This window comes from Polaromonas sp. JS666, assembly GCF_900103405.1.
GTDB lineage: Bacteria > Pseudomonadota > Gammaproteobacteria > Burkholderiales > Burkholderiaceae_C > Polaromonas.
Genome location: NZ_FNHX01000001.1, coordinates 534,081 through 556,124 on the forward strand (window position 1 = coordinate 534,081; position 22,044 = coordinate 556,124).

The window sequence follows — 22,044 nt, forward strand, 5'->3', positions numbered from 1 at the left end:
CCGTAATGTGCGGTACGGCGCTGTTGACTGTCAATCGCGATACTCCAAAGTAACTCGAAGTAACCAAAGGGCAAACCAGGTGAACGATTCATGCCGACAGCCTCCAGGCGCCAACCGGATTTCAGCGTTACGATGGCTTCCCCCAGGAGATGTGTCATGAACGAGGAACTCTCACGTCTGGCCACCGCGATCCACATGAATGAGCCGCAGTGCGAACCGCTTCGCTTTGCCTTTGGCCTGGCCTGCGCGCAACGCACGGAACACCTGCTCGAAAGCCCGGAGGCCATCCGTTGCCTGGGGGTGCTTAGATCTTTTGTGGAAGGCACATCAGACCGGCCCGCCCTGGCGCAGGCGGCACAGGAAATTGCCGGGGTGGCCAACAGCCACAGGGGATCCAACTCCATTGACGGCTCGGCCCACGCAGCCGTATCCGCCACCTACGCCGTGGCCAATGCCCTTGCCGGCCGGGCCCTGGACGCCGCGGGCTACGCGGCTTACGCCGCCGTCTATGGTTATGGCGGTTATGCGGTCACCGATCCGTCGGCTTTTGAAGCAGAGTTCGCGTGGCAAGTTGAAAAATTGAGCGAACTGGTCCGCCCCATAAAGATAAATCCGTCGTGACTGGTCAACCCTGAACAGGAAACCCCATGCAACTCATCGGAATGTTGGACTCCCCTTACGTCCGCCGCGTAGCCATTTCCCTGCAGCTTCTGGGCCTGCGTTTTGAGCACCAGTCGGTTTCGGTGTTCAGCACCTTTGAGAAATTCCGCGCCATCAACCCCGTCGTGAAAGCACCCTCGCTGGTTTGCGACGACGGCACGGTGTTGATGGATTCCACGCTGATCATCGACTACGCCGAAGCGCTGGCGGCGCAGGCGCCGGCCGGCAGGAGCTTGATGCCCTCCACCCTGGCCGAGCGCCAGCAGGCGCTACGCGTCATCGGCCTGGCCCTGGCCGCCTGTGAAAAAAGCGTGCAGATCATTTACGAGCGCATGCTGCGCCCCGCCGAGAAGCTGCACCAGCCCTGGGTGTCGCGCGTGACCAGCCAGCTGCTGGCGGCCTACGGCGAGCTTGAGGCCGAGCTGCAGCGCAAACCCCTGGCCGTGGGCAGCGACACCATGGGCCAGGACGGCGTGACCGTGGGCATCAGCTGGCATTTCACGCAGGCCATGCTGCCCGAGGTGCTGAACGCGGCGGACTTCCCGGCCCTGCGCGAGTTCTCGGCGCGGGCCGAGCGCTTGCCCGAATTCGCGGCGGCGCCGCACAGCGACAAGGTCTATCAAGCGCCATGACACGCGTACCCACGCCCTCTGATGACCTGGCACCGGAAACCCTGGACCGGCTGGAGAACGAAAAAATACTCAAGGAGATGAAGGCGCTGGAGCAGCAGGGCAAGCTGGATGAGGCGGCGATTGCCGGCTTTGATGCCCGGGTCGAGGCGCAGCTCGCGAGAATCAGCCAGAGGGCGGAGCAAGCCCAGGCGGATTTCGAAGCCGCGATGGCGCAGCGTAAACGCCCCGCACTCCCAAAAAGGTCTGTCATCCCTTTTCTGGTTTTTCTATTCCTGGTGTTTGTCAGTCCCCTGATTGAAATGGGCATCGGAAAAGGTTTTATTTTTGCCCACGCCAATGCCTACCGTGCGGCGATGCCATGGATCGTCGTCCTATTGCTGCCGGTGATCGGATTCACCGTTTACACCCGGGAGCGCAAGGACTCGATACTGAAGGACCGCTACCCGACCTGGGGCGTTCGGTGGCTGCTCATGTTTCCCCTCGTCAGCCTGCTGGGGGCGGCGATGATCGCCATGGCCCCCTTGGGCTGGGCCGCGTTCATGGGCTGGGCAACGGGCAAGGACTCCACCACGCTGGAAGCCAGGGTTCTGTCGGTCGGTGAGGCCTCCAGCAGTTCACGCGGGTGCAAGCAGCTGGCAAGACTGCAAGTCCTGGCCAATGACGCGAGCATTTGCCTTGATGGCCGTATCTCCAAGCCCCCCAGGCAAGGCGATTCACTGTCGGTGCGCGGCCGGGTCTCGGTCTGGGGCGTCTATATCGAAGAGCTTCAGCCCAAATAGCGATGCTTCACGGCAGGCGACTCCGCGCTCGCCGGCGCCATCACGCCCTGGCGACCACCGGGGTGGACTGGCCCGCCCCGGCCCGCTAGGATGGACACATGGTCCCCGACCCCATCCCCCATCCGGAATCCAGCCCCGAGCTTTCCGGGGAAAAGATCAACGAAGCCCACGATGCCTGGTGCCGGGCCTATGTGCATGTCTGGGCCGACCTGTCCAAAGGCCATTACGACAAGGAAGCGGTGCAAAAGGCCGCCGACGAGCACTGGCAGCGCAGCCCCAAATCCAGCCCGGTGATGGTGGCCACGACGGAGTTCACCAAGGCGACCAAGGCGGCGCCACCGCCCGCCGATCCTTAGAGCCGTTCACAAAACCCAGCGAAGCGGTCCTGGCTAGGCGCGACGCCGCAGACAGTGCACCAGCACGGCAAGGCGGCCGCAACAACGCCAGGAGGTTTTTTTGAACGGCTCCCCTAGCCCACCTGCAGCTGGTGCTCATAACACCACATCCAGCTTTCGCCGGGCTCAAACGACTGAATCACCGCATGGCCTGTGGCCTCATGGTGTTTGCTTGCATGCTGGTTGATGGAGTCGTCGCAGCATCCGATATGGCCGCAGTGCACGCACAACCTCAGGTGCACCCAGGTTCCGCCCATCTTGAGGCACTCTTCGCAGCCTTTGGCATTCGGTGAATGGAGTTCTGCCGGGACATGGTCGCAGGGTTTGATACGCATCAAGAATCTCCTCAGGCAGTGGCCGTGGCGCGCTCCATCGCCGCCAGGTGCTGGTGAATCATCGCGACCGCCGCCGCGCCCTCGCCTATCGCGCCGCCCACACGCTTGACGGATCCGCTGCGCACGTCGCCCACGGCGAACAGGCCCGGGATGTTGGTTTCGAGCGGCGCGGGTTTGTAGTCGGAGTGTTTGCAGGTCACGCTTTCGCCGGTGCGCACAAAACCGTGCGCGTCCAGGGCCACGCCGCAGCTGTCCAGCCAGGCGGTTTCCGGGTCCGCGCCGACAAACAGGAACACATTGCGCACCTCGGCGTCATGCTCGGTGCCGCGCTGGCGGTTGCGCCAGGTCACGGCGTTCAGGCCCGCGTTGCCGTCGCCGTGCAGCTTGACCACCTCGGTCTGCGGCAGCAGTTCGATATTCGGCGTGGCGTCTATGCGGTCTATCAGGTAGCGCGACATGCTGGCCGCCAGGCTGGGGCCGCGCACCAGCATGTTGACCTTGGCCGCGTGCTGCGACAAAAACACGGCCGCCTGCCCGGCCGAATTGCCGCCGCCCACCAGCACCACCTCGGTCTGGCTGCACATCTTGGCTTCCAGTGCCGAGGCCCAGTACCAGACGCCGCGGCCCTCAAACTCGGCCAGGCGCGGCACCTCGGGGCGGCGGTAGCGCGCGCCGCTGGCCACCACCACGGTCTTGGCGCGCAGCACGCGGCCGTCGGTCAGCTTCACATGCAGCTCGCCCTTGATGGCCTTGGCCGCGCAGTCCAGCGACTGGGCCTGCGCGGGGATCAGCATCTCCACGCCGAATTTCTGCGCCTGCACATAAGCGCGGCCGGCCAGGGCCTGGCCCGAGATGCCGGTCGGGAAACCCAGGTAGTTCTCGATGCGCGCGCTCGCGCCGGCCTGGCCGCCGTAGGCGCGGCAGTCCAGCACGATGACTTGCAGGCCCTCGGAGGCCGCATACACCGCCGTCGCCAGGCCGGCGGGCCCGCCGCCCACCACGATCACGTCAAACAGCTCGCTGCGCTCGGCGGTGTCCACCATGCCCATGCAGCGGGCCAGCTGGTTTTCGCCGGGGTTGACCAGCACCGAGCCGTCGGGGCAGACCGCCAGCACGTCGCCGGCGGCGGCGCCGTACTCCACCATCAGCGCGGCGGCATCGGCATCCTCGGCAATATCGACCACATGGTGGGGTTCGCCATTGCGGTTCAAAAAGCTTTGCAGCCGCACCACGGCGGCCGACTGCGGCCGGCCTATCAGCACCGGACCGCTGGCGCCGGCTTCGATCAGCGCGACACGCCGCAATATCAATGCGCGCACCACACGCTCGCCCAGGTCGGCCTCGGCAATGATGAGGGCACGCAGCTGGCTGGGCGGCACCAGCAAGGCGTCCACCTCGTCCTCGGCATGGCCGTCCACCAGCGCCGGCGCGCCCGACAGCTGGCCCACCTCGGCCAGGAACTGGCCCGGCCCCTGCGTGACGATGGGCACCACATGGCCCAGGCCGTCGCGCTGGGTGATGGTGACCGAGCCCTTGAGCAGCACAAACATGCCGGGGCCGGGCTCGCCGGCGGCGAACAGCCTGTCGCCTCTTTTGAAATGCAGCACGGTGCCGAAGCGGCGTATGCGCGCGATCTCCGCCGGGCTCAGCACCGGGAACATCTGGTGGCGCCGGCTCTCGGCCAGCGGCGGGGGTGTGGGGGTCGGGTCGTCAGCCATCAAAAACTCCGGTCGGCAGGCCCTGCCGCGCAGCGCCCAGGCCGCCATGATGACTGATTAGCTCACTATGTGCACCAGGGCACGGGTTACCAGCCGTACAAACGTCGCCAGGTCGCGACTTCGCCGTTCTCGGCCAGCGCATGGTACTCAGGGTGCTGCGCGCCGGTGGCGCAGGCATGGTTGGGCAAGATGCGCAGCTGCGTGCCGACCGGGAAACGCTTCGCGATATCGGTATCGGGCGCGCCCTCGCGCGAAAGAATGCCGTGCTCCTGGTTGGCGCCGCTGATCACATAACCGGCCAGCACCTCGCCCTCGGCATCACAGACCTGGCCGTAGCCGAAGTCGTGCGCCTGCTTTTGCGTGCCGCGGTCGCGGCTCATGGCCATCCAGCCGGCGTCCACAATCGCCCAGCCTTTTTCCACCTGGTGGCCTATCACCGTGGTCAGCACGCTGAGCGCGATGTCGTCGGTGGTGCAAACGCCGATGTTGTGCATCACCAGGTCAAAGAACACGTACACCCCGGCGCGCACCTCGGTCACGCCGTCAAGCTGCGCCGCCGACAGCGCCGTGGGCGTGGAGCCCACGCTGACCACCGGGCACGGCAAGCCCGCCTCGCGCACACGTTCGGCGGCCCGCACGCAGGCGGCGCGCTCCTGCTCGGCCATGGCGGCCAGGGCCTCGGGGGTATTGAGGTCGTAGCTCGATCCGGCATGCGTCATCACGCCGCCCAACACCATGCCGCCCTGGTGCAGCGCGCGTGCCACGTCCAGCAAGGCGGCCTCGCCGGGCTTGATGCCCGAGCGGTGGCCGTCGCTGTCGATTTCTATCCAGACCTCGAATTTTTCGCCGTGCTCGCGGCCGAAGGCGGCAATCGCCGCGGCCGAGGCCACGCTGTCGGTGATGATTTTCAAGTCGCAGCCCTGGCGCCGCAGCGCCAGCGCCTGCGGCAGCTTGGCCGGCACCATGCCGACCGCATAAAGGATGTCGTTAAAACCGTCGGCATAAAACTGCGCGGCCTCCTTGAGCGTGGACACCGTGATGCCTTCCGCCCCGGCCCTGAGCTGCGCGCGCGCCACCGGCGTGCATTTGCTGGTCTTGACATGCGGCCGGAAACGCACGCCCAGCGCGTTCATGCGCTGCTGCATGCGCTCAATGTTGCGCTGCATGCGCGCCAGGTCGATCACGGCGGCGGGTGTGTCCAGGGCAGCCAGGGGATGGGACTGGGTGGTGGCGGTCAAGGGAATCTCCGGGGGCTATGTGGGAATCAATCAAGTTACCAGGGCCAGCTGATGCTTTGGCCCTTGCCGGCAAGGCGTGCGCGCTGCTCCAGCATGCGCGCAACCGTGAGGTCTTGCAAGGCGATGCCGGTCATGTCGAACACGGTAATGTCGCCGGCGCCGCGCGCAAAGGCGGCCTTGCCCGACAGCACATCGCCGATTTCGGTGCACGCGGTGTCGGGCGCCCATTGCAGTTCACCTATGCCGCGCGACTGGGCGGCGTCGTCCACAAACACGCGCGCCCCGGCCAGCAAACCTTCGGGCAGCTCGCGTTTGCCCTTGGTGTCGCAGCCCACCGCATTGATGTGCGTGCCGGGCTGCACAGCTTCCAGCGCGAACAGCGGGCCCTTGCCGGTGGTGGCCGTGATCACGACATCGCTCTGGGCCACGGCGGCATTCACGTCGGCCGCATGCGCGATGGCACACTGCCCGGCAAACAGGGCTTCAAACGCGGGCTTGGGATGGCCGTCGGCCGTGGCATAAAACACCTGGCGCAGCCCGGGCAGCTGGCGAATGGCAAAACGCAGCTGTGCTTGCGCCTGCACGCCGGTGCCAAAGACGCAGACCGTGCGGCTGTCGGGCCGCGCCAGCTGCAAGCCCAGGCCGCCGGCGGCGCCGGTGCGCTCGGTGGTGACGGCGTTGCCGTCTATCAAACAGGTGGGCCGGCCGGTGGCGGGGTCGATCAGCATGATGGTGGCCTGGTGGGCGTCGGCACCCCGCGCGGGGTTGCCGGGCCAGAAACCGGCCGCCTTGAAACCCAGCAGCGACTGCGCGCCCACATCGCCCGACTTGATGCCGAACACGCCGCCGGTGGCCAGCTTTTCACGTACCAGTGAGAACACCCGGCCTTCACCCTGGCTGTGCAGCACAAAGGCCTCGCGCGTAGCTTTCAGCACGTCAGCGGGCAGCAGCAGGGCCTCGACAGCATGTTTGTCCAGCAGCAGCAGTTGCGCCTCGGCCGGAAGTGTGGCGTTTGGCGCGTCGTGGCCAAAGCTGGCAGGATGGGGCTTGAGGCCGGGTGTTGGGGGTTTGTTCAACATCTGGAAATATTATCCATTATTAGACAATTTGTCAAACAAGCCGCTTCACCTTCACCCGTCCATTGCAGGAGACTCCATGCCCGGCAACCCGCACGCCCCTTGTGACGAAGGCATCATCCGCGCCCAGGCCGGCGACTGCGGCCCCACAGCCCATCCCAGACTGGCGCTAGCCGCCACGGTGCTCGGTTCCTCCATGGCTTTTATCGACGGCTCGGTCGTCAACATCGCCCTGCCCGCCATCCAGCGCGACCTGGCCGGCGGCTCGGCCTCCGGGCTGGCCGAGATGCAATGGGTCATCAATGCCTACCTGCTCTTGCTGGGCTCGCTGGTGCTGGTGGGCGGCTCGCTGGGCGACCGCTTTGGCCGACGCAAGATTTTTATCATGGGCATCGCGCTGTTTACCGCCGCCTCTATCGCCTGCGGCCTGGCGCCCGGGCCGCTGGCGCTGATCGCGGCGCGTGCCCTGCAGGGCGTGGGCGCGGCGCTGCTGGTGCCGGCCAGCCTGGCCATCATCGGCAATGTGTTTGAAGGCGAGGCCCGCGGCAAGGCCATAGGCACCTGGGCCGCCTGGGCGGCGATTACCGGCGCGGCCGGGCCTGTGCTGGGCGGCTGGCTGGTTGATGCGGTGTCCTGGCGCTCCATCTTCTTTTTGAATGTACCCATGGCGGTGGCCACCGTATGGCTGGCCCTGTATGCCGTGCCCGACAGCCGCGACCCCGACGCGCCAAAACAGCTGGACTGGCCCGGCGTGCTGCTGGTGGCCAGCGGCCTGGGCGGCTTGACCTATGGCCTGACCCTGGCGCCCGAGCGCGGCTGGCAGGTGGCCGAGGTGCTGGGCCCGATCGCGCTGGGCGCCGTGCTGCTGCTGGCCTTTGTGTTTGTGCAGGCCCGCACGCGCGCACCCATGATGCCGCTGGGCCTGTTCCAGTCGCGCGACTTTGTGGGCACCAATTTGCTCACGCTGCTGCTGTACTTCGCGCTCAGCGGCGCGCTGTTCTTTTTGCCCTTTGTGCTGATTGGCGCCTTCCACTACTCGGCCACCGCCGCGGGCGCCACCTTGCTGCCCTTCTCGCTGCTGCTGGGCTTTCTGTCACCCGCCACCGCCAGACTCACCGAACGTTTTGGCGCACGCACCATGCTGATGGCCGGGCCGGCCGTGGCCGCCGCGGGTTTTGCGCTGCTGGCCCTGCCCGGTGTGGGCTGGCCTTACTGGGCCGGTTTCTTCCCGGCCATGGTGGTGCTGGGCCTGGGCATGACGATTGCCGTCGCGCCGCTGACCACCACCGTCATGAACGCCGTGCCCGCCGCCCATGCCGGCATTGCCTCGGGCATCAACAACGCCGTCGCGCGTGTGGCCGGCCTGCTGGCCGTGGCGCTGCTGGGCGTGGTGTTTGCCGCCGCGCTCCAGGGCCCGGTGCAGTCGGCCCCGCCCGAGTTGCTGGTCGCGGCCTTTCGCTGGGTGGTGCTGGGCTGTGTGCTGTGCGCGCTGGGCGCATCGGCCTGCGCGCTGCTGTTTCTGGCGCCGGTCGGGGCTAAAAGCACGCGGCCTTAAACTTGAGGCTTCAGGCGGCCTAACCGGGCTCGCTCCACGCGGCCAACACCGCGTCCTCCCACCCTCCTCCACACCACCCATGCCATTTTCCTCACTGGGCTTTTCGCCCGCGCTGCTGCCCCTGCTGCTGCGCGCCCTCGACGAAAAAGGCTATACCGCCCCCACGCCCATACAGCAGGCCGCCATCCCGGCCGTCCTGGAAGGCCGCGACCTGGTGGCCTCGGCCCAGACGGGCTCGGGCAAGACTGCCGCCTTTGCGCTGCCGCTGCTGCAGCGCCTGGCGACCAGCGCCACGCCCAGCGGCCACCGGCCCGTGCGCGCGCTCATCCTGGTGCCTACACGCGAGCTGGCCGCACAGGTCGGCGAGGCCATCGTCAGCTTTGCCAGGTATTTGCCGCAGCGCATGAAAGTCGCGGTGGTGTTTGGCGGTGTCTCCATCAACCCGCAAATGATGAATCTGCGCGGCGGCGCCGACATTGTGGTCGCCACACCGGGCCGCCTGCTGGACCTGGTGGACCACAACGCCCTGAGCCTGGCGAATACCAGCAGCCTGGTGCTCGACGAAGCCGACCGCCTGCTGGACCTGGGCTTTGGCGAAGAACTGAACCGCATCCTGGCCCTGCTGCCGGCCAAGCGCCAGACCTTGTTTTTCTCCGCGACCTTCCCACCCGCGATTGAAGCCCTGGCCGCCAGCCTGCTGCGCAACCCCTTGCGCGTGGAAGTCGCGCCCATCGTGCAAGCCGTGCCCGACATCGCCCAGCGCGCGATTGAAGTCGACGCCCCCCGCCGCACCCAGTTGCTGCGCCACCTGGTCCAGACCGAAAAATGGGAGCGTGTGCTGGTCTTTGTCGCCACCAAACACGCAGCCGAAATCGTCGCCGACAAGCTGCGCAAAGTGGACATCCAGGCCGAACCCTTCCACGGCGAACTGAGCCAGGGCAAACGCACCCAGGTGCTGCAAGACTTCAAGATCAAGGCCGTGCAAGTCGTGGTCGCCACCGACGTCGCCGCGCGCGGCATAGACATTGCGCAGCTGCCCGTGGTCGTCAACTACGACCTGCCGCGCTCCGTCACCGACTACACCCACCGCATAGGCCGCACCGGGCGCGCCGGTGAATCCGGTGTGGCGGTGAGTTTTGTGAGTGTGGACACCGAGGCGCATTTCAAACTCATTGAAAAGCGCCTGGGCCTCAAAGTGCCGCGCGAGCAGGTCGTGGGTTTTGAGCGCGTGGAGGTGGCGGTGATGAACCCGGTGGACCCTGCGGGGACAGGTGGGGTCAAGGGGAAGCGGCCTAGCAAGAAGGATAAGTTGCGGGCTGCGGCTGGCTCTGCAAATGGTGGGCGGGCTAAGGTCTAGTCTGTTTGTGGGAGAGACTACCCGTAACAAAATACATACCATCGGTGCTTTGTATTTATAGTCCCCCGTATCATCTACACGGGCACTATCAGCTGACAGAAGGCCCCAGATGGACATTTCAATTCCCGGTCTACCTACACCCATACCCGGGGCGACGCCCATCGTCATACTCGGCGCCAACGGCTCTGGAAAAACCCGCTTAGCCGTTCAAATGACCCAGCAGGGAAATGCCGAATTTATAGGCGCAGTGCGACAGATCGCACTTCCAGATGAGATCCCAAACTGGACTTTGCAAACGGCCACGAATGAGCTAACCAATCGCACAAATCAGAGGCGTAATTCCTACTGGGAACTAATACCCGACATAGAGGCGCTATTTGGAAAGCTCTGGAGTTCGCATGCAGTCGAAGCGATGCGAATTTACGATCAGCTTCAAGATGGAGAGACGCCGACAGATCTTCCTGAAACCGTACTCAACAAAACTCGAGGGCTCTGGAAAACTGTTTTTCCTGGAAGGACCATCGCGTTTAAGGACTTCAAGGCCACTGTTTCGAACGAGTATCTGGGTTCGGCTACCTATACCGCGAAGCACATGAGTGACGGCGAGCGGACCGGGCTCTATATCGCCGCAAGGATTCTCGACTCAGCTCATCAGTTCGTCGTAATCGATGAACCCGAAACCCACTTTCACTCAAGGCTGGCCGTACGGTTCTGGGACGCGCTTGAGTCAATGTGCAGTGACAAGCGGTTTGTGTATGTGACGCATGATCTAAATTTCGCGTTATCAAGGAAAGACGCCAGCATAATCCTGACTCGACCAAATCAGGCACCAGAGCTAATAGCCGCTGGCGAGTCTCTTCCTGCTGACGATGTTGCCTCTATTCTTGGGGCAGCATCTTTTTCCGTCTACGCGAAGAGGCTGGTATTTTGCGAAGGTCGCGAAGAAAAAAGCCTTGATCAGGAATTGCTTCGGGCATGGTTCAATGAAAAAGGTACCGCATTAGTGCCCGTCGGCGGCTGCGAAAACGTAAAGCGATGCACCGCCGCCTTTCAAACGACTTCAATTGTTAGCGGTTTTGAGGCCGTTGGAATAATCGACCGCGATCACTGGCCAGACGATCTTCTCTCCAATATATCGGGACTTCACGTATTGCCCGTGCACGAAGTCGAAAGTCTGTACGTACTCAAATCGGTCTATCTTGCGATTGCAGCTCATCTGGGGCTATCAACCAGAGCGGAGCAAACCTATGCAGAGGCGCATCAAGGGTGGAAGCGGCAAGTGAATGGTGTACTTTCCAACAAACTTATCAGCGAGCGCTTCAAGGCTAAGTCAATGATGCTTTTAGAGCGCAGTTTCGGTGGCACGTCAGACTTTAGTGACCGGACCGCTTTGGAGACAGCATTGACCGCGTATATCCCCGCTACCTTGCCTGTGACCAAGCCAACTCAGATATGGACCGAAGAAGCTCACGTCGTTGACTCCGCCGTTAACTCGAATGATCCCGCAGATTTTTTGCGTGTGCTGCCAGGTAAGCCCCTTATCGGACCAGCCGCTGCGAGCTTAGGCATTTCCAAGGAGCGATACTGCGAGCTGGTCAAAACGGGCTTGGGTTCGACTGAGCCCGCATTTGCGGCATTGAACGCGGCTTTAGAAGCAGCCTTGCTGCCCTTTCTGCCCCCTCGAAAATCTGCATGAATCCCTTTTCCTTCAGCCGCGACGTCTGCTGCGCACCCTTGGCCACCACTTTCACGTAAAACTGTTTGCCACCGTCTTTCACGATCTCATTAATCGACTTGATGAGGCTTGTCAGCCCCGGCTCTATCAACGGAAAACTCAGCATCCCCTTTCAGCGCCTCACGCTCCCTCTTCGCCCGCAGAACACGAAAGCGCCATCGCACAAGGCCGAAGGCATAGCTGATGTAGTAGCCTGCTAGCAGGCCAAAAACAGCCAGTGTGAGCGGGCTGCGCGCGAAGTCACCGAGGCCGTTGGGCATCCCCGGCGCGATGAGGTAGACCTCGACCAGGCGATACACAATGCGCGCGACAAACAGCAGTGACAGCGCGATACCCAGGTGCGCATTGGGCGTGTAGAACAGGCCTTGGGGCGTCGGCTCGAAGCGCGTCTTGCCCAGCCCGAAGACGCCCAGCCAGGCGCCCAGGCCCAGGCCGCCGGCCAGCCAGCAGAGGCGATCCAGGTGCTCGCGCGCGGCAAAACCCAGCAGGACTATCAGGACCGGAAATATCACCAGCGTGATCCAGGGCCTGATCCGCGACAGGCGCTGGCGCCCCACCATGCGGCGAAAGCGTGCGTAAACGCGCCATGTGATCAGCGGAAGAAGCACTAGCAAGGTGAGGGTGGAGGGACTGGGCGCTGGCATGGTGTGGGCCTTCAGGTGGCGAAGAATGGGTACAGGCGGCGGGCATTGCCTGAAGCGGTACGCCTGCGGCTATCGATGGAGAAACGACGCCTGCAAAAATCGCATGCCCGCCAGTATCTGCTGAACCCGTTCCCCCGACAAGGTCCCTATGTGCTCACCCAGGCGTGTCTTGTAAACCGAAGAGACCTGCGACACGACCACCACGCTTTGCTTCTGCAGCTTGCCCTCGCCGGGCTCCAGCAAGACATTGCCGGGCTCGGTCGCGCGGTTCAGGTTGGAGGTCAGCGCGCAAACAATGACAGTGCTGATGCGGGAGCGGTTAAAGACGTCGTCCTGCACGATGACATGGGGATGCGGGGAGCCTGGGATGGAGCCGCGTGAGGGGTCTGCTTCTATCCAGAACACGTCGCCCTGCTTGAAGGTGTCGGGGAATGGGCCTGTTGGGGCTTCTGGGTCTCTGTCCATAGGCTGCATTTTCTCATCGCAGGGACCAGCACCCTCGACAAATGAAAACAAGCAAATGCGGTTGCCGACTTACAGATTGGTGAAGAGCCCTTCCCTAGCCTCCGTCAATCCACCAGACCTTCGGATTCGATCTGGGCAATTCCAACGAGAAGTCATCTACAGCCATTGCTAGCTGAATTGCGACGTTCGCGAGCCAGTCAAAATGAAAATGAATAAGTCGCCTCATCTCCGCAGACTCGTCGCTTATTCGATTGATGTAGCTCACATTTTGGTTCTGCAACATAGTTGCTGGCCACGAGTCAGCATCTTTTCCTGGTCTGTACTCGTGAGCGTATGACGACCTAACGTCTTGATAAAGAAGGGACGCATAAGAGAATCGGCGTAACTCTTTCGCGTTCAGGCTCGGGCAAATTGTCGTGACGTCCGCCATAGATTTATCCACATCAGCACCAGTCAGAATACGCGCGGAAGTGGGCAATCCAAAAGCCTTCCTCACGAGCGCCGCTTCCACTTTATGCGAGTTAGCATCGAGATACTGCACCAAAAGTGGAGTGCTGATGGTGGCCCATATTTCCGTGGGAGAACCGAGGCGAACCAGCATCTCAACGAAACGTGCTCGATCAATTCTTCGACCTTTCCATAACTCCGCGGCAAGAGCGCTCAGAACTGCACAGACCAGAATGACCGCTTCGGCATAGCTGGCACCGGCATTCCCCTGAGACAACCGAGTCGCGATGCCGCATTTCTCTCTTACCCAAGCCTGCCGCCACGTTTGAGAAGTCACGCCACACCTCCAGCATTTGAGTCTATTGGCTCGCCGAGGACGAATCCGGTGTGATCAAGGACTAGGCCCCTGCTGCGATGTCATTGAGTCTTAATTCAGTAAATTTCCAAGCCCCTGGAATGAGGTCCGTTATTCCAGTAGCCTTCGCTCGTTCTGACCATTCATGACGCTCGTAAAGGATGGTATCTCCACGCCCTGCCGCCGCAGCTTTAAGCCAAGCTGCAATTTCAGCTGGTCTTGCAAGATACATGCGAGGAAGCTCGGTTATTAGCGTGCCTTTGAACTGAACAAGGCAAAACACAGTCTTCGAAGAGTGCTTCTTAAGCCAGGCATCCGCTGCAGAGTGATAGTCAGCGTTCGCAATATATGACTGTGTAAGGCCCCAACCGCCATCTCTGCTGCCCTTGACAGAAACCTTCAATACCCGCTCTCCGTCAAGAGCGACAAGATCGTACTCAGGCTGATTGGCACCGTACTGAACCGATACATCCCAACCGCAGCGGGCGAACTGTGCGGCAGCAAACGCTTCAGCGGCGGTTGCGACTTGCCAGGAATTTTTCATTCATCGGCCTCACGTACTGCGCGCCACAACTTTTACTCGCCATCCATCAAATCATCCTCACCCTCATTCCTCACCCGCGCCACCTTGACCCCAGGCTTGGCCAGCACCTCGACATAAAACTGCTCGCCGCCATCCTTGACGATTTCGTCAATCGACTTGATGAGGCCGGCTTCCGGCACAACAGCCGCCGAGGCTTCGCTATAGCCTGACTTGCAATCAAAGTCCCAGAAGTCCACGCCCTTGGGCAGGGCCTTGGCGCGTTCGCGTTTGAAGTATTTGCGGATGTCGTGTTTGGCGGCTTCGAGCAGGCGCTCGCGGTTTTTGCCTTCGACTTTGAGCTGGAATGTTTTTTTCATAGTACTTTGGTGTCAGTGCGTAGCCTGTTGTGGCCACGCTTGCTACCGATTATCGGGCCGCGGCCGCATGGGCCTGCAAAACCATGGGCAAAAGCGGTGCGGCGGGCCACAATTTGCGCGGCATGGCGTTTGCTTGAGCTATACGCCAACGTGCAAGCCGCCTATCGTCCCTTCAAAGACTCAAGGAGTTTCCGATGATCTATGGATTGACTTACCTCGGTGTGATCCACACCGCCATCAGCCTGGTAGCCGTTGCGGCGGCGCTGATCGCTTTTTTCCGCGACAAGGAAATCATTGCCGCGTCCACCCTGGGCCGGGTCTATATCTGGACCACGGTGCTGACCTGCCTCACGGGCTTTGGCATCTTCCAGCATGGCGGTTTCGGCAAGCCGCATGCGCTGGGCATCATCACGCTGCTGGTGCTGGGCATTGCCTGGGTCGCGGGCACCACCAAGGTGCTGGGCCGTGCCTCGCCTTATGTGGAGACGCTCAGTTATTCGATCACCTTTGTGTTCCACCTGATCCCGGCGATCACCGAGACCTCCACGCGCCTGCCGCTGGGCGCGCCGCTGCTGCCCAATGCCGATGCGCCTGAGCTCAAGGTGGCCACGGGTGTGTTGCTGCTGCTTTACCTCATTGGCGCGGCGCTGCAGGTGAGGCGCATACGCGCGCGCAATGCGGCGCAGGCTGTGCCGCTGCCCGGCTCGGCTGCGGCCTGAGCCGCTCAAAACTTTGTGAACGACTCTCTCAGCCTGGACTTATGACTAAGAGGTAACGGCAGCCGCTACGCCCCAGGGTTTTAAATACCAGCGGGCGGTCCACGCCAAAGTCCAGGCAGTCGCCGGGCGCGAGTTCAAAGGCCTCGTCGCCATACTCAATGCGCAGGCCGCCCTCGACCAGCCACAAGCGCTGGCGATAGGGCTGGCCCGTCCACCTTGGGTAGGCGACGCGGGTGGCGCGCGGCAGCTCGACCTCGACCATCTCGGCGCCGCCCTCGCTGCCGCGTTCGGCCACCTGGCGGCGCAAATAGCCGGCTTCGGGGTCGCGCCAGACTTCCTGGTCGGCTTTTTTGCGCAGGCGGCGGCCGGCTTGCTTGTCTTCTTCGATGAGCAATTGGGCCAGCGGCACGCCCAGGCCGGCGGCGAGCCGGCCCAGAATCATGGCGGTGGGGCTGCTCTCGACGCGCTCGACCTTGGAGATCATGGCCTTGCTGACGCCGGACAGTTCGGCCAGCTCGGCCAGGCTCAGGCCCTTGGCCTGGCGCAGGGCCAGCAGCCGGGAGGCGATCAGGGTGTCAATCGTCATGGCTTGCTTTCAGGGAAAAGAAGATGCGTCTATCATAAGGGACAAATAATATCTTATAGTAGACGAATTCTGATACCTCTTCCGAAAGGAGTTCCCCATGCATCCCGTGCTGTGCACCGAAGAACGCCATGCCGGCCAGATCCTGGCCATCTTCAACGAGGCCATCGCCAATTCAACCGCGCTGTACGACTACAAACCGCGCACGCCCGAAAGCATGGTCAGCTGGTTCGCTACCAAACGTGCGAACGGCTTTCCGGTGATAGGACTGGAGGACGACGCTGGCAAGCTGCTGGGCTTTGCGAGCTACGGCACCTTCCGCGCATTCCCGGCCTACAAGTACACGGTCGAACATTCAGTCTATGTGGAGAAAAGCTGCCGCGGCCAGGGGCTGGGGCGCAAGCTGCTGGAGGCCGTCGTCGCCAAGGCCGAGGCGCAAGGCATGCATGTGCTGGTGGGTGCCGTCGACCTGGAGAACAGCGTGAGCATGGAGCTGCACAAGCGCCTGGGCTTTGAGCACTGCGGCACCATCAAACAGGCGGCCTTCAAGTTCGGCCGCTGGCTGGATTTGGCGTTTTTGCAGAAGACGCTGGTGACGCCCTTGCAGCCTGTGGACGGCTAAGAAGCTGTTCTAGGCCTGGCCCGATTGGGCCAGCGCCTTGTCGATAGCCTCATGCAAATGCTGCAGGCCGAAAGACACGTCGCAGACCACGCCGTTGACATAGAAGGTGGGTGTTGAGCGCACGCCCAGGTGGCGGCCGCTTTGCATGTGCTCCTGCACACGCTGCAGGTAGACATGGTCGTTCATTTCATTCTGGTAGCGCGCCATGTCCAGGCCGGCCTGGGCGGCGTACTCGAGCAGGTGTTTGTCCTTGAGGTGCTGCTGGTGGGTGAAGAGCAGCTCGTGCATGGGCCAGAACTTGCCCTGGGCGCCGGCGGCCTCGGCCGCTTCGGCGGCGAGTTCGGCATGGGGGTGCACCTCGCGCAACGGGAAGTGCCGGTAAACAAAACGCAGCTGCGGGCCGAAGTGCGGCAGCATGACTTTTAAAGCGCCGTAGGCCTGGAAGCAGGAGGGGCACTCGAAGTCGCCGTACTCGAGCAGCGTGACCGGGGCCGACGAGCGGCCACGTATGTGGTCTATGGCCTCGTCAGGTTCAAGCTGGGGGTCCGGCGTGGGCATGGTTCACCTTTCTTCAACTGTTCAACGGGTCGTGGAGACAGTATGCGCCCTGGGCCGTGACGTGATCAAGACGCCGGGCAGCCAGAGCGCGGGAAGCGGTGAAACAGTCTGTGCGAATCAGCCCTGGTTGGCCGCGTTCTCGAGGGCTTCGTCCAGCGCCTTGCACGAAGGCGAGCACACGGCCTGGGACTTGCCCAGCACCTTGCGCGTGCCCATCAGGGAACGGGCGCGGTGCTTGCCGCACATAAAGCAGGACATGGTGGCCGCGCCGAAGGAGGTGGTGGCGGCGAACGGGGAGCCCGAGACCTTGGACTTGTAGCGCAGGCCGTCTGCGAGGACAGCGGTTTTGGCGTCAGCTCTTGCCATGGTTTGGATCTTCCTTGGTTTGGGGGGTTGAAGGTTTCATGGCCTTTTCGATGGCCTCTTTGGCCTGCTGCTCGGCGGCGAGCGAGGCGTCCAGCGCGGACCGGCACAGGCCCGCGTACTGGTAGTTCACGTTTTCATACAACTCGGCGGCGGCCGGATGGGTGTCCAGCAGCGCGCCTAGCGCCACACCCGGCTCCACGTCGCCCAGTTCGCTGACGAGGTGCAGCACGACGGAGCGGTATTGCTCGGCGCCCACAGGCACCGCGCTGTGCTCCAGGCGCTCCAGCAACTCGGCCAGCACGTGGGTGACCGTGAGGTCGGTTTTGTGGGGATGGGGTTGGGTGGCGTTCATGCAGTGAATTTGGGGCTTCCTTCCCCAAAATCAAGCGCCGTGGCCGGCCAGGACGCCGGCCTTGCGGCGGCTGCCGGACCCGATTGGGCCTAGCCTGGATCAGCCTGGCACGCTATATTTTCTATAGCTGATGACGCTTGTCTGCCGTGGGTTGGAGCATTATTTTACCGCAAAAGCGCGCAGGCCGCTTTCACCGTGCCAGGCAGGGGGTTTTAAGGGGCCATGGCGGGCCGCGCCGCATCAGGCGGGCGAGCTGCCCGCCAGGTGTTTGACCAGCAGCCTGGCCGCGGCCGACAGGCCGGCCTCGTCCCTGAAACAGATCGCAAAACGGCGCCTGGCCCAGGCGTCCGTCAGCGGCATCACGCGCAGGCCGAAGGTGCGCGCATAGGGATCGGCCACCTCGCGCGGCACCACGCTGATGGCCAGGTTGGCGCGCACCACGCGCAGCGCGGCCTCGAAGTTGGAGACGATGACACGGTGCACGATGGCCTTGCCCTGGAGCGCGGCGGCGCGCTGCAGCAGCACCTGCACCGCGCTTTGCGCCGGCAGGCTCACGTGTTCATAGCCCAGCGTCTGCTCAAAACTCAAGGTCTCATGCACCGCCAGCGGGTGCGAGGCATGGGCCACGATGGCCAGGTGGTCGTGGCGGTAGCCGCGCGACTGCAGGCTGGACAGGTCGGCCGCATCCCAGCAGATGCCGACCGAGGCCACGCCCTCCTTGATGCCGCGTATCACCTCGGGGCTCACGCGCTCTTCCATGCTGATGCGGATGTCGTGGTGGGCTGGCACCTGCAAAAAGCCGGCGACGTCGTCGGCCAGCGATTCGGCCATGACCGAGGCCGTGGCCAGGATGCGCACCTGGCCGCGCACGCCCAGCGCATAGTCGCCCATGTCGCGCTCAATCTGCTCGGCGCTGGCCAACATGGCGCGCGCATGCTCCAGCAGGCTTTCGCCGGCCGGCGTGGGCTCGACGCCGCGCCGCCTGCGCAGCAGCAGGGGCGTGCCCACCGTGTCTTCGAGCTGGGCCAGGCGCTTGCTGACGGCCGAGCCGACGATGTTGGCCTGCTCGGCTGCGCGGGCAATGCTGCGTGCATCGCAGACGGCGGCGAACAGGCGCAGCGTGGTCAGGTCCAGGTCTCTCATGCTTGCCTCCTCAAAGCCTTAGGTATTCCCGATTGGAACACCATAGCTTCCAAAATTGATAAACCAAACGATTTAGGAAATTCTAAACTGGGGACTCGGAATTTCGGAGACAAACCCCGTGACCCTGGCCACCCACCCCGCAAGCACCGCCCCCGCCCTGCCCGCCCAGGCCATCATCCGCGAGGTCGGCCTGCGCGACGGCCTGCAAAGCATTGCCGCCGTGATGCCGACCGCCCACAAGCTCGAATGGCTGCGCCAGGCCCATGCGGCGGGCCAGCGTGAAATCGAGGTCGGCTCTTTTGTGCCGGCGCGCCTGCTGCCGCAGCTGGCCGACACGGCCGAGCTGGTCGCCTATGCCAAGACCTTGCCGGGTCTTAGCACCTCCGTACTGGTGCCCAACCTCAAAGGCGCTGAGCGCGCCATCGAATCGGGCGCCGACCTGATGCTGCTGCCGCTATCGGCCAGCCATGCCCACAGCCTGGCCAATTTGCGCAAGACGCCTGATGAGGTCGTGGAAGAAATCGGCCGCATACGCGCCGCGCGCGATGCTTCGGGTTCGCGCATGGTGCTCGAGGTCGGCATGAGCACGGCTTTTGGCTGCACGCTGCAGGGCCGGGTCGAACCGGCCGAGGTATTGCGCCTCTTGCAGGCCGTGCTGGACGCGGGCGCAGACCGCGTGAGCCTGGCCGACACCGTGGGTTATGCCGACCCGGCCATGGTGCGCGACTTGTTCGAGGCGGCTTTTGCGCTGGTGGGCGACAAGCTGGCCTGCGGCCATTTCCATGACACGCGCGGAATGGGCATGGCCAATGTGTATGCCGCACTGCTGACCGGCATGACGCGTTTTGACGCCTGCCTGGCCGGCATAGGCGGCTGCCCGCATGCGCCCGGCGCCAGCGGTAATGTGGCCAGCGAAGACTTGGCCTATATGTTCGCGAGCATGGGCATACAGACCGGCATTGACTTCGACAAATTGATGGCCTTGCGCGGCCAGGTGGCGGGCTGGCTGGAGGGCGAAAGCCTGCACGGCACGCTGTGGCGCGCGGGCCTGCCCAAAACCATGCGGCCCGCCGCCGCGACGGCCTAAACTCCTTGCAGGCGAGCCTGGCCGGCGCCGCTTCATCCTTCCTGATACCTACATGCAAAACAACGCTTCTTCCACCCCACCCCAGCCGCTGGCCGGCCTGCGCGTCGTGGAGTTCACCCACATGGTCATGGGCCCGACCTGCGGCATGCTGCTGGCCGACATGGGCGCCGAGGTCATCAAGGTCGAACCGATAGACGGCGACCGCACACGCCACCTGCTGGGCGCGGGCGCGGGCTTTTTCCCGCTGTTCAACCGCAACAAAAAAAGCATAGGCATAGACCTGCGCGATCCGGCCGGCGCCGAGGTGGCGCGCAGGCTGTGCGCCAGCGCCGACGTGGTGGCCGAGAACTTCAAGCCCGGCACCATGGCCAAGTACGGCCTGGACTACGCCGCGCTGAGCGCGGCCAACCCGCGCCTGATTTACGCCAGCCACAAGGGCTTTCTGCCTGGCCCCTACGACCAGCGTACCGCGCTCGACGAAGTCGTGCAGATGATGGGGGGCCTGGCCTATATGACGGGCCGGCCCGGCGACCCGCTGCGCGCCGGCAGCAGCGTCAACGACATCATGGGCGGCATGTTCGGCGCCATCGGCGTGCTGGGCGCGCTGATACAGCGCGGCATCAGCGGCAAGGGCATGGAGGTGCAATCGGCCCTGTTCGAGAACAACGTCTTCCTGGTCGGCCAGCACATGCTGCAGTACGCCATCACCGGCCAGCCGGCCGCGCCCATGCCGGACCGCATCTCGGCCTGGGGCGTGTACGACGTGTTCAGCGTCAAGGACGGCGAGCAGATCTTCCTGGCGGCCGTCAGCGATGCGCAATGGGCCGCGTTTTGCGATGCGCTGGGTTTTGCCGACCTCAAGGCCGACGCGCGGTATGCCGGCAACAACCAGCGCGTCACCGAACGCCCAACCCTGCTGCCGCTGCTGCGCGAACGCCTGGCGCTGCGCAGCGCCAGCGAGCTGGTAGCGCTGTTTGAGGCGGCCGGCCTGCCTTTTGCGCCCATACGCAAGCCCGAGGAACTCTACGACGACGAACACCTGCTGGCCACCGGCGGGCTGGCCGACATCACATTGCCCGACGGCGAACGCGCCGGCCAGACCGCCAAGACCACGCTGCTGCCGCTGACCATGGACGGCGAGCGCCTCAAGGTGCGCATGAACCCGCCCAGGCTGGGCGAACACACGCGCGAGCTGCTGGCCGGCCTGGGTTACGGCGACGAAGACATAGAACGGCTGCACCGTAAAGCAGCGGTGTCATGATGCGTTAAACGCCCCACGATTCACGACAAAGGAGACAAGACATGCGCAACACAACAAAAAATCCCATCGCTTTTCAACTTGACCGCCGACACGCGCTGCAAGGCCTGGGCGCCCTGCTGCTGGGCGGCGGCCTGGCCTGGGCACCGCGCCGTGTGCTGGCGCAGGCCACGGAGCGTGCGGTGCGGTTTATCCTGCCGGTGGGCGCGGGCTCGGGCGTGGACACCATCGTCCGTGCCGCCGCCGCGGCCCTGGGCAAGACGCTGGGCCACCCGGTGGTGATTGAAAACCAGCCCGGCGCGGGCGGCATCGTCGGCACCTCGGCACTCGTGAAAGCGGCACCCGACGGCATGACGCTGGGTGTGGTGTCCAACAACCACGTGGTCTACCCCAGCGTCTACAAAACGCTGCCCTTCGACCCGATCAACGACATCACGCCGATCTGCGTGCTGGGAAGCACGCCGTTTGTGCTGGTGGTCAACCCGGTCAAGGTGGCGGCGACCAATGTGAAGGAACTGGTGGCCCTGCTCAAGGCCAAACCCGAGGCCTACAACTACGCCTCATCGGGCAACGGCACCATCTTGCACCTGGCGGCCGAGATGTTCATGGATGAAGCCCAGGTCAAGGTCAAACACATCCCCTACAAGGGCGTGGGGCCCATGGTGACCGACTTGATAGGCGGCCAGGTCGAGCTGGGCGTGCTGGCCCTGCCCGCGGTGCAGGCCCACCTCAAGAGCGGCGCGCTGCGCGCCATCGGCGTGGGCAGCGCGGCGCGCGTGGCGGCCGCGCCGGATATCCCGACGATTGCCGAGCAAGGCCTGCCCAACTACAACATCGAAGGCTGGTTTGCCGTGGTCGGCCCGGCCAAACTACCCATGGCCGAAGCCCGGCGCATACAGGCCGCCGTGGCCGCCGCCTACGCGACACCCGAGGTCAAGGAAGCCATGGCCAAACAGGGCAACACCATCAACCCCGGCACGCCCGAGGCGGCCGCGCTGTTTTTTCGCAGCGAGATGGTGAAGTACGCCCGCTTGGTTAAAAAAGCGGGCGTAGAACTGCAATAGC

The 22,044-nt window shown here is 63.7% G+C and carries 26 protein-coding genes; 12 read left to right on the forward strand and 14 right to left on the reverse strand.

Annotation, left to right across the window (positions count from 1 at the left end):
* Positions 1 to 156 precede the first annotated feature (156 nt).
* The 4 genes from BLQ85_RS02620 (at position 157) to BLQ85_RS02635 (ending at position 2,427) form a co-directional block, all read left to right on the forward strand.
* A complete protein-coding gene (locus BLQ85_RS02620; RefSeq protein ID WP_074574540.1) occupies positions 157 to 621 on the forward strand; it encodes a hypothetical protein in 465 nt (154 codons plus the stop codon).
* 26 nt (positions 622 to 647) lie between these two features.
* Complete coding sequence (locus BLQ85_RS02625) at positions 648 to 1,292, forward strand: glutathione S-transferase (protein ID WP_074574542.1); 645 nt, start codon at positions 648 to 650, stop codon at positions 1,290 to 1,292.
* On the forward strand, positions 1,289 to 2,071 hold the full coding sequence (locus BLQ85_RS02630) for a hypothetical protein (RefSeq protein WP_074574544.1): 783 nt from the start codon (positions 1,289 to 1,291) through the stop codon (positions 2,069 to 2,071). Before BLQ85_RS02625 ends, BLQ85_RS02630 begins: the two co-directional genes overlap by 4 nt.
* A gap of 98 nt (positions 2,072 to 2,169) precedes the next feature.
* A complete protein-coding gene (locus BLQ85_RS02635; RefSeq protein WP_074574547.1) occupies positions 2,170 to 2,427 on the forward strand; it encodes a hypothetical protein in 258 nt (85 codons plus the stop codon).
* Between the two features lie 113 nt (positions 2,428 to 2,540).
* On the opposite strand, the gene BLQ85_RS02640 is transcribed toward BLQ85_RS02635, so the two are convergent.
* The 4 genes from BLQ85_RS02640 to BLQ85_RS02655 form a co-directional block, all read right to left on the reverse strand.
* A complete protein-coding gene (locus BLQ85_RS02640) occupies positions 2,541 to 2,801 on the reverse strand; it encodes a UBP-type zinc finger domain-containing protein (protein ID WP_083336705.1) in 261 nt (86 codons plus the stop codon).
* Positions 2,802 to 2,812: 11 nt separating this feature from the next.
* Positions 2,813 to 4,519, reverse strand: coding sequence for an FAD-dependent oxidoreductase (locus tag BLQ85_RS02645; RefSeq protein ID WP_074575123.1), 1,707 nt, complete (start codon positions 4,517 to 4,519; stop codon positions 2,813 to 2,815).
* An 86-nt stretch (positions 4,520 to 4,605) separates the two neighbouring features.
* Positions 4,606 to 5,757, reverse strand: coding sequence for a DSD1 family PLP-dependent enzyme (locus BLQ85_RS02650; RefSeq protein WP_074574549.1), 1,152 nt, complete (start codon positions 5,755 to 5,757; stop codon positions 4,606 to 4,608).
* A 35-nt stretch (positions 5,758 to 5,792) separates the two neighbouring features.
* Positions 5,793 to 6,836, reverse strand: a complete 1,044-nt coding sequence (locus BLQ85_RS02655; RefSeq protein WP_254779661.1) for an ornithine cyclodeaminase family protein — start codon at positions 6,834 to 6,836, stop codon at positions 5,793 to 5,795.
* Between the two features lie 76 nt (positions 6,837 to 6,912).
* Here BLQ85_RS02655 and BLQ85_RS02660 point away from each other — a divergent pair, with 76 nt between their 5' ends.
* From BLQ85_RS02660 to BLQ85_RS02670, 3 genes are all read left to right on the forward strand, one after another.
* Positions 6,913 to 8,388, forward strand: coding sequence for a DHA2 family efflux MFS transporter permease subunit (locus BLQ85_RS02660; protein WP_074574552.1), 1,476 nt, complete (start codon positions 6,913 to 6,915; stop codon positions 8,386 to 8,388).
* A gap of 79 nt (positions 8,389 to 8,467) precedes the next feature.
* Entirely contained in the window at positions 8,468 to 9,745 is a 1,278-nt protein-coding gene (locus BLQ85_RS02665) for a DEAD/DEAH box helicase (protein ID WP_074574554.1), read from the forward strand.
* 109 nt (positions 9,746 to 9,854) lie between these two features.
* Positions 9,855 to 11,441, forward strand: coding sequence for an ATP-dependent nuclease (locus BLQ85_RS02670; protein WP_083336706.1), 1,587 nt, complete (start codon positions 9,855 to 9,857; stop codon positions 11,439 to 11,441).
* 89 nt (positions 11,442 to 11,530) lie between these two features.
* On the opposite strand, the gene BLQ85_RS02675 is transcribed toward BLQ85_RS02670, so the two are convergent.
* From BLQ85_RS02675 to BLQ85_RS02690, 5 genes are all read right to left on the reverse strand, one after another.
* Positions 11,531 to 12,124, reverse strand: a complete 594-nt coding sequence (locus tag BLQ85_RS02675) for a CcdC protein domain-containing protein (protein ID WP_074574559.1) — start codon at positions 12,122 to 12,124, stop codon at positions 11,531 to 11,533.
* A 69-nt stretch (positions 12,125 to 12,193) separates the two neighbouring features.
* On the reverse strand, positions 12,194 to 12,589 hold the full coding sequence (locus tag BLQ85_RS02680; protein WP_074575125.1) for a type II toxin-antitoxin system PemK/MazF family toxin: 396 nt from the start codon (positions 12,587 to 12,589) through the stop codon (positions 12,194 to 12,196).
* Positions 12,590 to 12,683: 94 nt separating this feature from the next.
* A complete protein-coding gene (locus BLQ85_RS24085; RefSeq protein ID WP_139200866.1) occupies positions 12,684 to 13,373 on the reverse strand; it encodes a hypothetical protein in 690 nt (229 codons plus the stop codon).
* A gap of 61 nt (positions 13,374 to 13,434) precedes the next feature.
* A complete protein-coding gene (locus BLQ85_RS02685; RefSeq protein WP_074574562.1) occupies positions 13,435 to 13,935 on the reverse strand; it encodes a PDDEXK-like family protein in 501 nt (166 codons plus the stop codon).
* A gap of 32 nt (positions 13,936 to 13,967) precedes the next feature.
* Positions 13,968 to 14,291, reverse strand: a complete 324-nt coding sequence (locus BLQ85_RS02690) for a DUF6172 family protein (protein ID WP_074574564.1) — start codon at positions 14,289 to 14,291, stop codon at positions 13,968 to 13,970.
* Positions 14,292 to 14,485: 194 nt separating this feature from the next.
* Here BLQ85_RS02690 and BLQ85_RS02695 point away from each other — a divergent pair, with 194 nt between their 5' ends.
* The gene (locus tag BLQ85_RS02695) at positions 14,486 to 15,010 is read left to right on the forward strand and encodes a hypothetical protein (protein WP_074574566.1); all 525 of its coding nucleotides are present in this window, start codon (positions 14,486 to 14,488) and stop codon (positions 15,008 to 15,010) included.
* A 28-nt stretch (positions 15,011 to 15,038) separates the two neighbouring features.
* On the opposite strand, the gene BLQ85_RS02700 is transcribed toward BLQ85_RS02695, so the two are convergent.
* A complete protein-coding gene (locus BLQ85_RS02700; RefSeq protein WP_074574569.1) occupies positions 15,039 to 15,596 on the reverse strand; it encodes a helix-turn-helix domain-containing protein in 558 nt (185 codons plus the stop codon).
* Positions 15,597 to 15,693: 97 nt separating this feature from the next.
* Between BLQ85_RS02700 and BLQ85_RS02705 the strand changes: the two genes are divergently transcribed.
* The gene (locus BLQ85_RS02705) at positions 15,694 to 16,215 is read left to right on the forward strand and encodes a GNAT family N-acetyltransferase (protein WP_074574571.1); all 522 of its coding nucleotides are present in this window, start codon (positions 15,694 to 15,696) and stop codon (positions 16,213 to 16,215) included.
* 9 nt (positions 16,216 to 16,224) lie between these two features.
* Here BLQ85_RS02705 and BLQ85_RS02710 read toward each other — a convergent pair whose 3' ends face one another.
* The 4 genes from BLQ85_RS02710 to BLQ85_RS02725 all read right to left on the reverse strand — a co-directional run bounded on the left by BLQ85_RS02710 (position 16,225) and on the right by BLQ85_RS02725 (position 18,634).
* Positions 16,225 to 16,773: a DsbA family protein gene (locus BLQ85_RS02710; RefSeq protein ID WP_074574574.1), complete on the reverse strand. Its 549-nt coding sequence runs from the start codon at positions 16,771 to 16,773 to the stop codon at positions 16,225 to 16,227.
* Between the two features lie 117 nt (positions 16,774 to 16,890).
* The gene (locus tag BLQ85_RS02715; protein ID WP_074574576.1) at positions 16,891 to 17,139 is read right to left on the reverse strand and encodes a hypothetical protein; all 249 of its coding nucleotides are present in this window, start codon (positions 17,137 to 17,139) and stop codon (positions 16,891 to 16,893) included.
* Entirely contained in the window at positions 17,126 to 17,491 is a 366-nt protein-coding gene (locus tag BLQ85_RS02720; protein ID WP_074574578.1) for a hypothetical protein, read from the reverse strand. Before BLQ85_RS02720 ends, BLQ85_RS02715 begins: the two co-directional genes overlap by 14 nt.
* A 240-nt stretch (positions 17,492 to 17,731) precedes the next feature.
* Positions 17,732 to 18,634 carry a LysR family transcriptional regulator gene (locus tag BLQ85_RS02725; RefSeq protein WP_074574580.1) on the reverse strand — a complete coding sequence of 301 codons (903 nt, stop codon included), beginning with the start codon at positions 18,632 to 18,634 and terminating at the stop codon, positions 17,732 to 17,734.
* Between the two features lie 124 nt (positions 18,635 to 18,758).
* Between BLQ85_RS02725 and BLQ85_RS02730 the strand changes: the two genes are divergently transcribed.
* Genes BLQ85_RS02730 through BLQ85_RS02740 form a run of 3 tightly spaced genes read left to right on the forward strand, consistent with a single transcriptional unit; the run spans position 18,759 to position 22,043 of the window.
* Entirely contained in the window at positions 18,759 to 19,721 is a 963-nt protein-coding gene (locus BLQ85_RS02730; RefSeq protein WP_175456044.1) for a hydroxymethylglutaryl-CoA lyase, read from the forward strand.
* Positions 19,722 to 19,773: 52 nt separating this feature from the next.
* Complete coding sequence (locus BLQ85_RS02735; RefSeq protein WP_074574582.1) at positions 19,774 to 20,982, forward strand: CaiB/BaiF CoA transferase family protein; 1,209 nt, start codon at positions 19,774 to 19,776, stop codon at positions 20,980 to 20,982.
* Positions 20,983 to 21,023: 41 nt separating this feature from the next.
* The gene (locus BLQ85_RS02740; RefSeq protein WP_074574584.1) at positions 21,024 to 22,043 is read left to right on the forward strand and encodes a tripartite tricarboxylate transporter substrate binding protein; all 1,020 of its coding nucleotides are present in this window, start codon (positions 21,024 to 21,026) and stop codon (positions 22,041 to 22,043) included.
* Position 22,044 lies beyond the last annotated feature (1 nt).

Excerpts from the sequence above, each read along its gene's own strand:
- BLQ85_RS02620 (WP_074574540.1), top strand. The coding sequence starts at position 157 with ATGAACGAGGAACTCTCACGTCTGGCCACCGCGATCCACATGAATGAG.
- BLQ85_RS02625 (WP_074574542.1), top strand. The coding sequence starts at position 648 with ATGCAACTCATCGGAATGTTGGACTCCCCTTACGTCCGCCGCGTAGCC.
- BLQ85_RS02630 (WP_074574544.1), top strand. The coding sequence starts at position 1,289 with ATGACACGCGTACCCACGCCCTCTGATGACCTGGCACCGGAAACCCTG.
- BLQ85_RS02635 (WP_074574547.1), top strand. The coding sequence starts at position 2,170 with ATGGTCCCCGACCCCATCCCCCATCCGGAATCCAGCCCCGAGCTTTCC.
- BLQ85_RS02640 (WP_083336705.1), bottom strand. The coding sequence starts at position 2,801 with ATGCGTATCAAACCCTGCGACCATGTCCCGGCAGAACTCCATTCACCG.
- BLQ85_RS02645 (WP_074575123.1), bottom strand. The coding sequence starts at position 4,519 with ATGGCTGACGACCCGACCCCCACACCCCCGCCGCTGGCCGAGAGCCGG.
- BLQ85_RS02655 (WP_254779661.1), bottom strand. The coding sequence starts at position 6,836 with ATGTTGAACAAACCCCCAACACCCGGCCTCAAGCCCCATCCTGCCAGC.
- BLQ85_RS02660 (WP_074574552.1), top strand. The coding sequence starts at position 6,913 with ATGCCCGGCAACCCGCACGCCCCTTGTGACGAAGGCATCATCCGCGCC.
- BLQ85_RS02665 (WP_074574554.1), top strand. The coding sequence starts at position 8,468 with ATGCCATTTTCCTCACTGGGCTTTTCGCCCGCGCTGCTGCCCCTGCTG.
- BLQ85_RS02670 (WP_083336706.1), top strand. The coding sequence starts at position 9,855 with ATGGACATTTCAATTCCCGGTCTACCTACACCCATACCCGGGGCGACG.
- BLQ85_RS02675 (WP_074574559.1), bottom strand. The coding sequence starts at position 12,124 with ATGCCAGCGCCCAGTCCCTCCACCCTCACCTTGCTAGTGCTTCTTCCG.
- BLQ85_RS02680 (WP_074575125.1), bottom strand. The coding sequence starts at position 12,589 with ATGGACAGAGACCCAGAAGCCCCAACAGGCCCATTCCCCGACACCTTC.
- BLQ85_RS02685 (WP_074574562.1), bottom strand. The coding sequence starts at position 13,935 with ATGAAAAATTCCTGGCAAGTCGCAACCGCCGCTGAAGCGTTTGCTGCC.
- BLQ85_RS02690 (WP_074574564.1), bottom strand. The coding sequence starts at position 14,291 with ATGAAAAAAACATTCCAGCTCAAAGTCGAAGGCAAAAACCGCGAGCGC.
- BLQ85_RS02695 (WP_074574566.1), top strand. The coding sequence starts at position 14,486 with ATGATCTATGGATTGACTTACCTCGGTGTGATCCACACCGCCATCAGC.
- BLQ85_RS02700 (WP_074574569.1), bottom strand. The coding sequence starts at position 15,596 with ATGACGATTGACACCCTGATCGCCTCCCGGCTGCTGGCCCTGCGCCAG.
- BLQ85_RS02705 (WP_074574571.1), top strand. The coding sequence starts at position 15,694 with ATGCATCCCGTGCTGTGCACCGAAGAACGCCATGCCGGCCAGATCCTG.
- BLQ85_RS02710 (WP_074574574.1), bottom strand. The coding sequence starts at position 16,773 with ATGCCCACGCCGGACCCCCAGCTTGAACCTGACGAGGCCATAGACCAC.
- BLQ85_RS02715 (WP_074574576.1), bottom strand. The coding sequence starts at position 17,139 with ATGGCAAGAGCTGACGCCAAAACCGCTGTCCTCGCAGACGGCCTGCGC.
- BLQ85_RS02720 (WP_074574578.1), bottom strand. The coding sequence starts at position 17,491 with ATGAACGCCACCCAACCCCATCCCCACAAAACCGACCTCACGGTCACC.
- BLQ85_RS02725 (WP_074574580.1), bottom strand. The coding sequence starts at position 18,634 with ATGAGAGACCTGGACCTGACCACGCTGCGCCTGTTCGCCGCCGTCTGC.
- BLQ85_RS02735 (WP_074574582.1), top strand. The coding sequence starts at position 19,774 with ATGCAAAACAACGCTTCTTCCACCCCACCCCAGCCGCTGGCCGGCCTG.
- BLQ85_RS02740 (WP_074574584.1), top strand. The coding sequence starts at position 21,024 with ATGCGCAACACAACAAAAAATCCCATCGCTTTTCAACTTGACCGCCGA.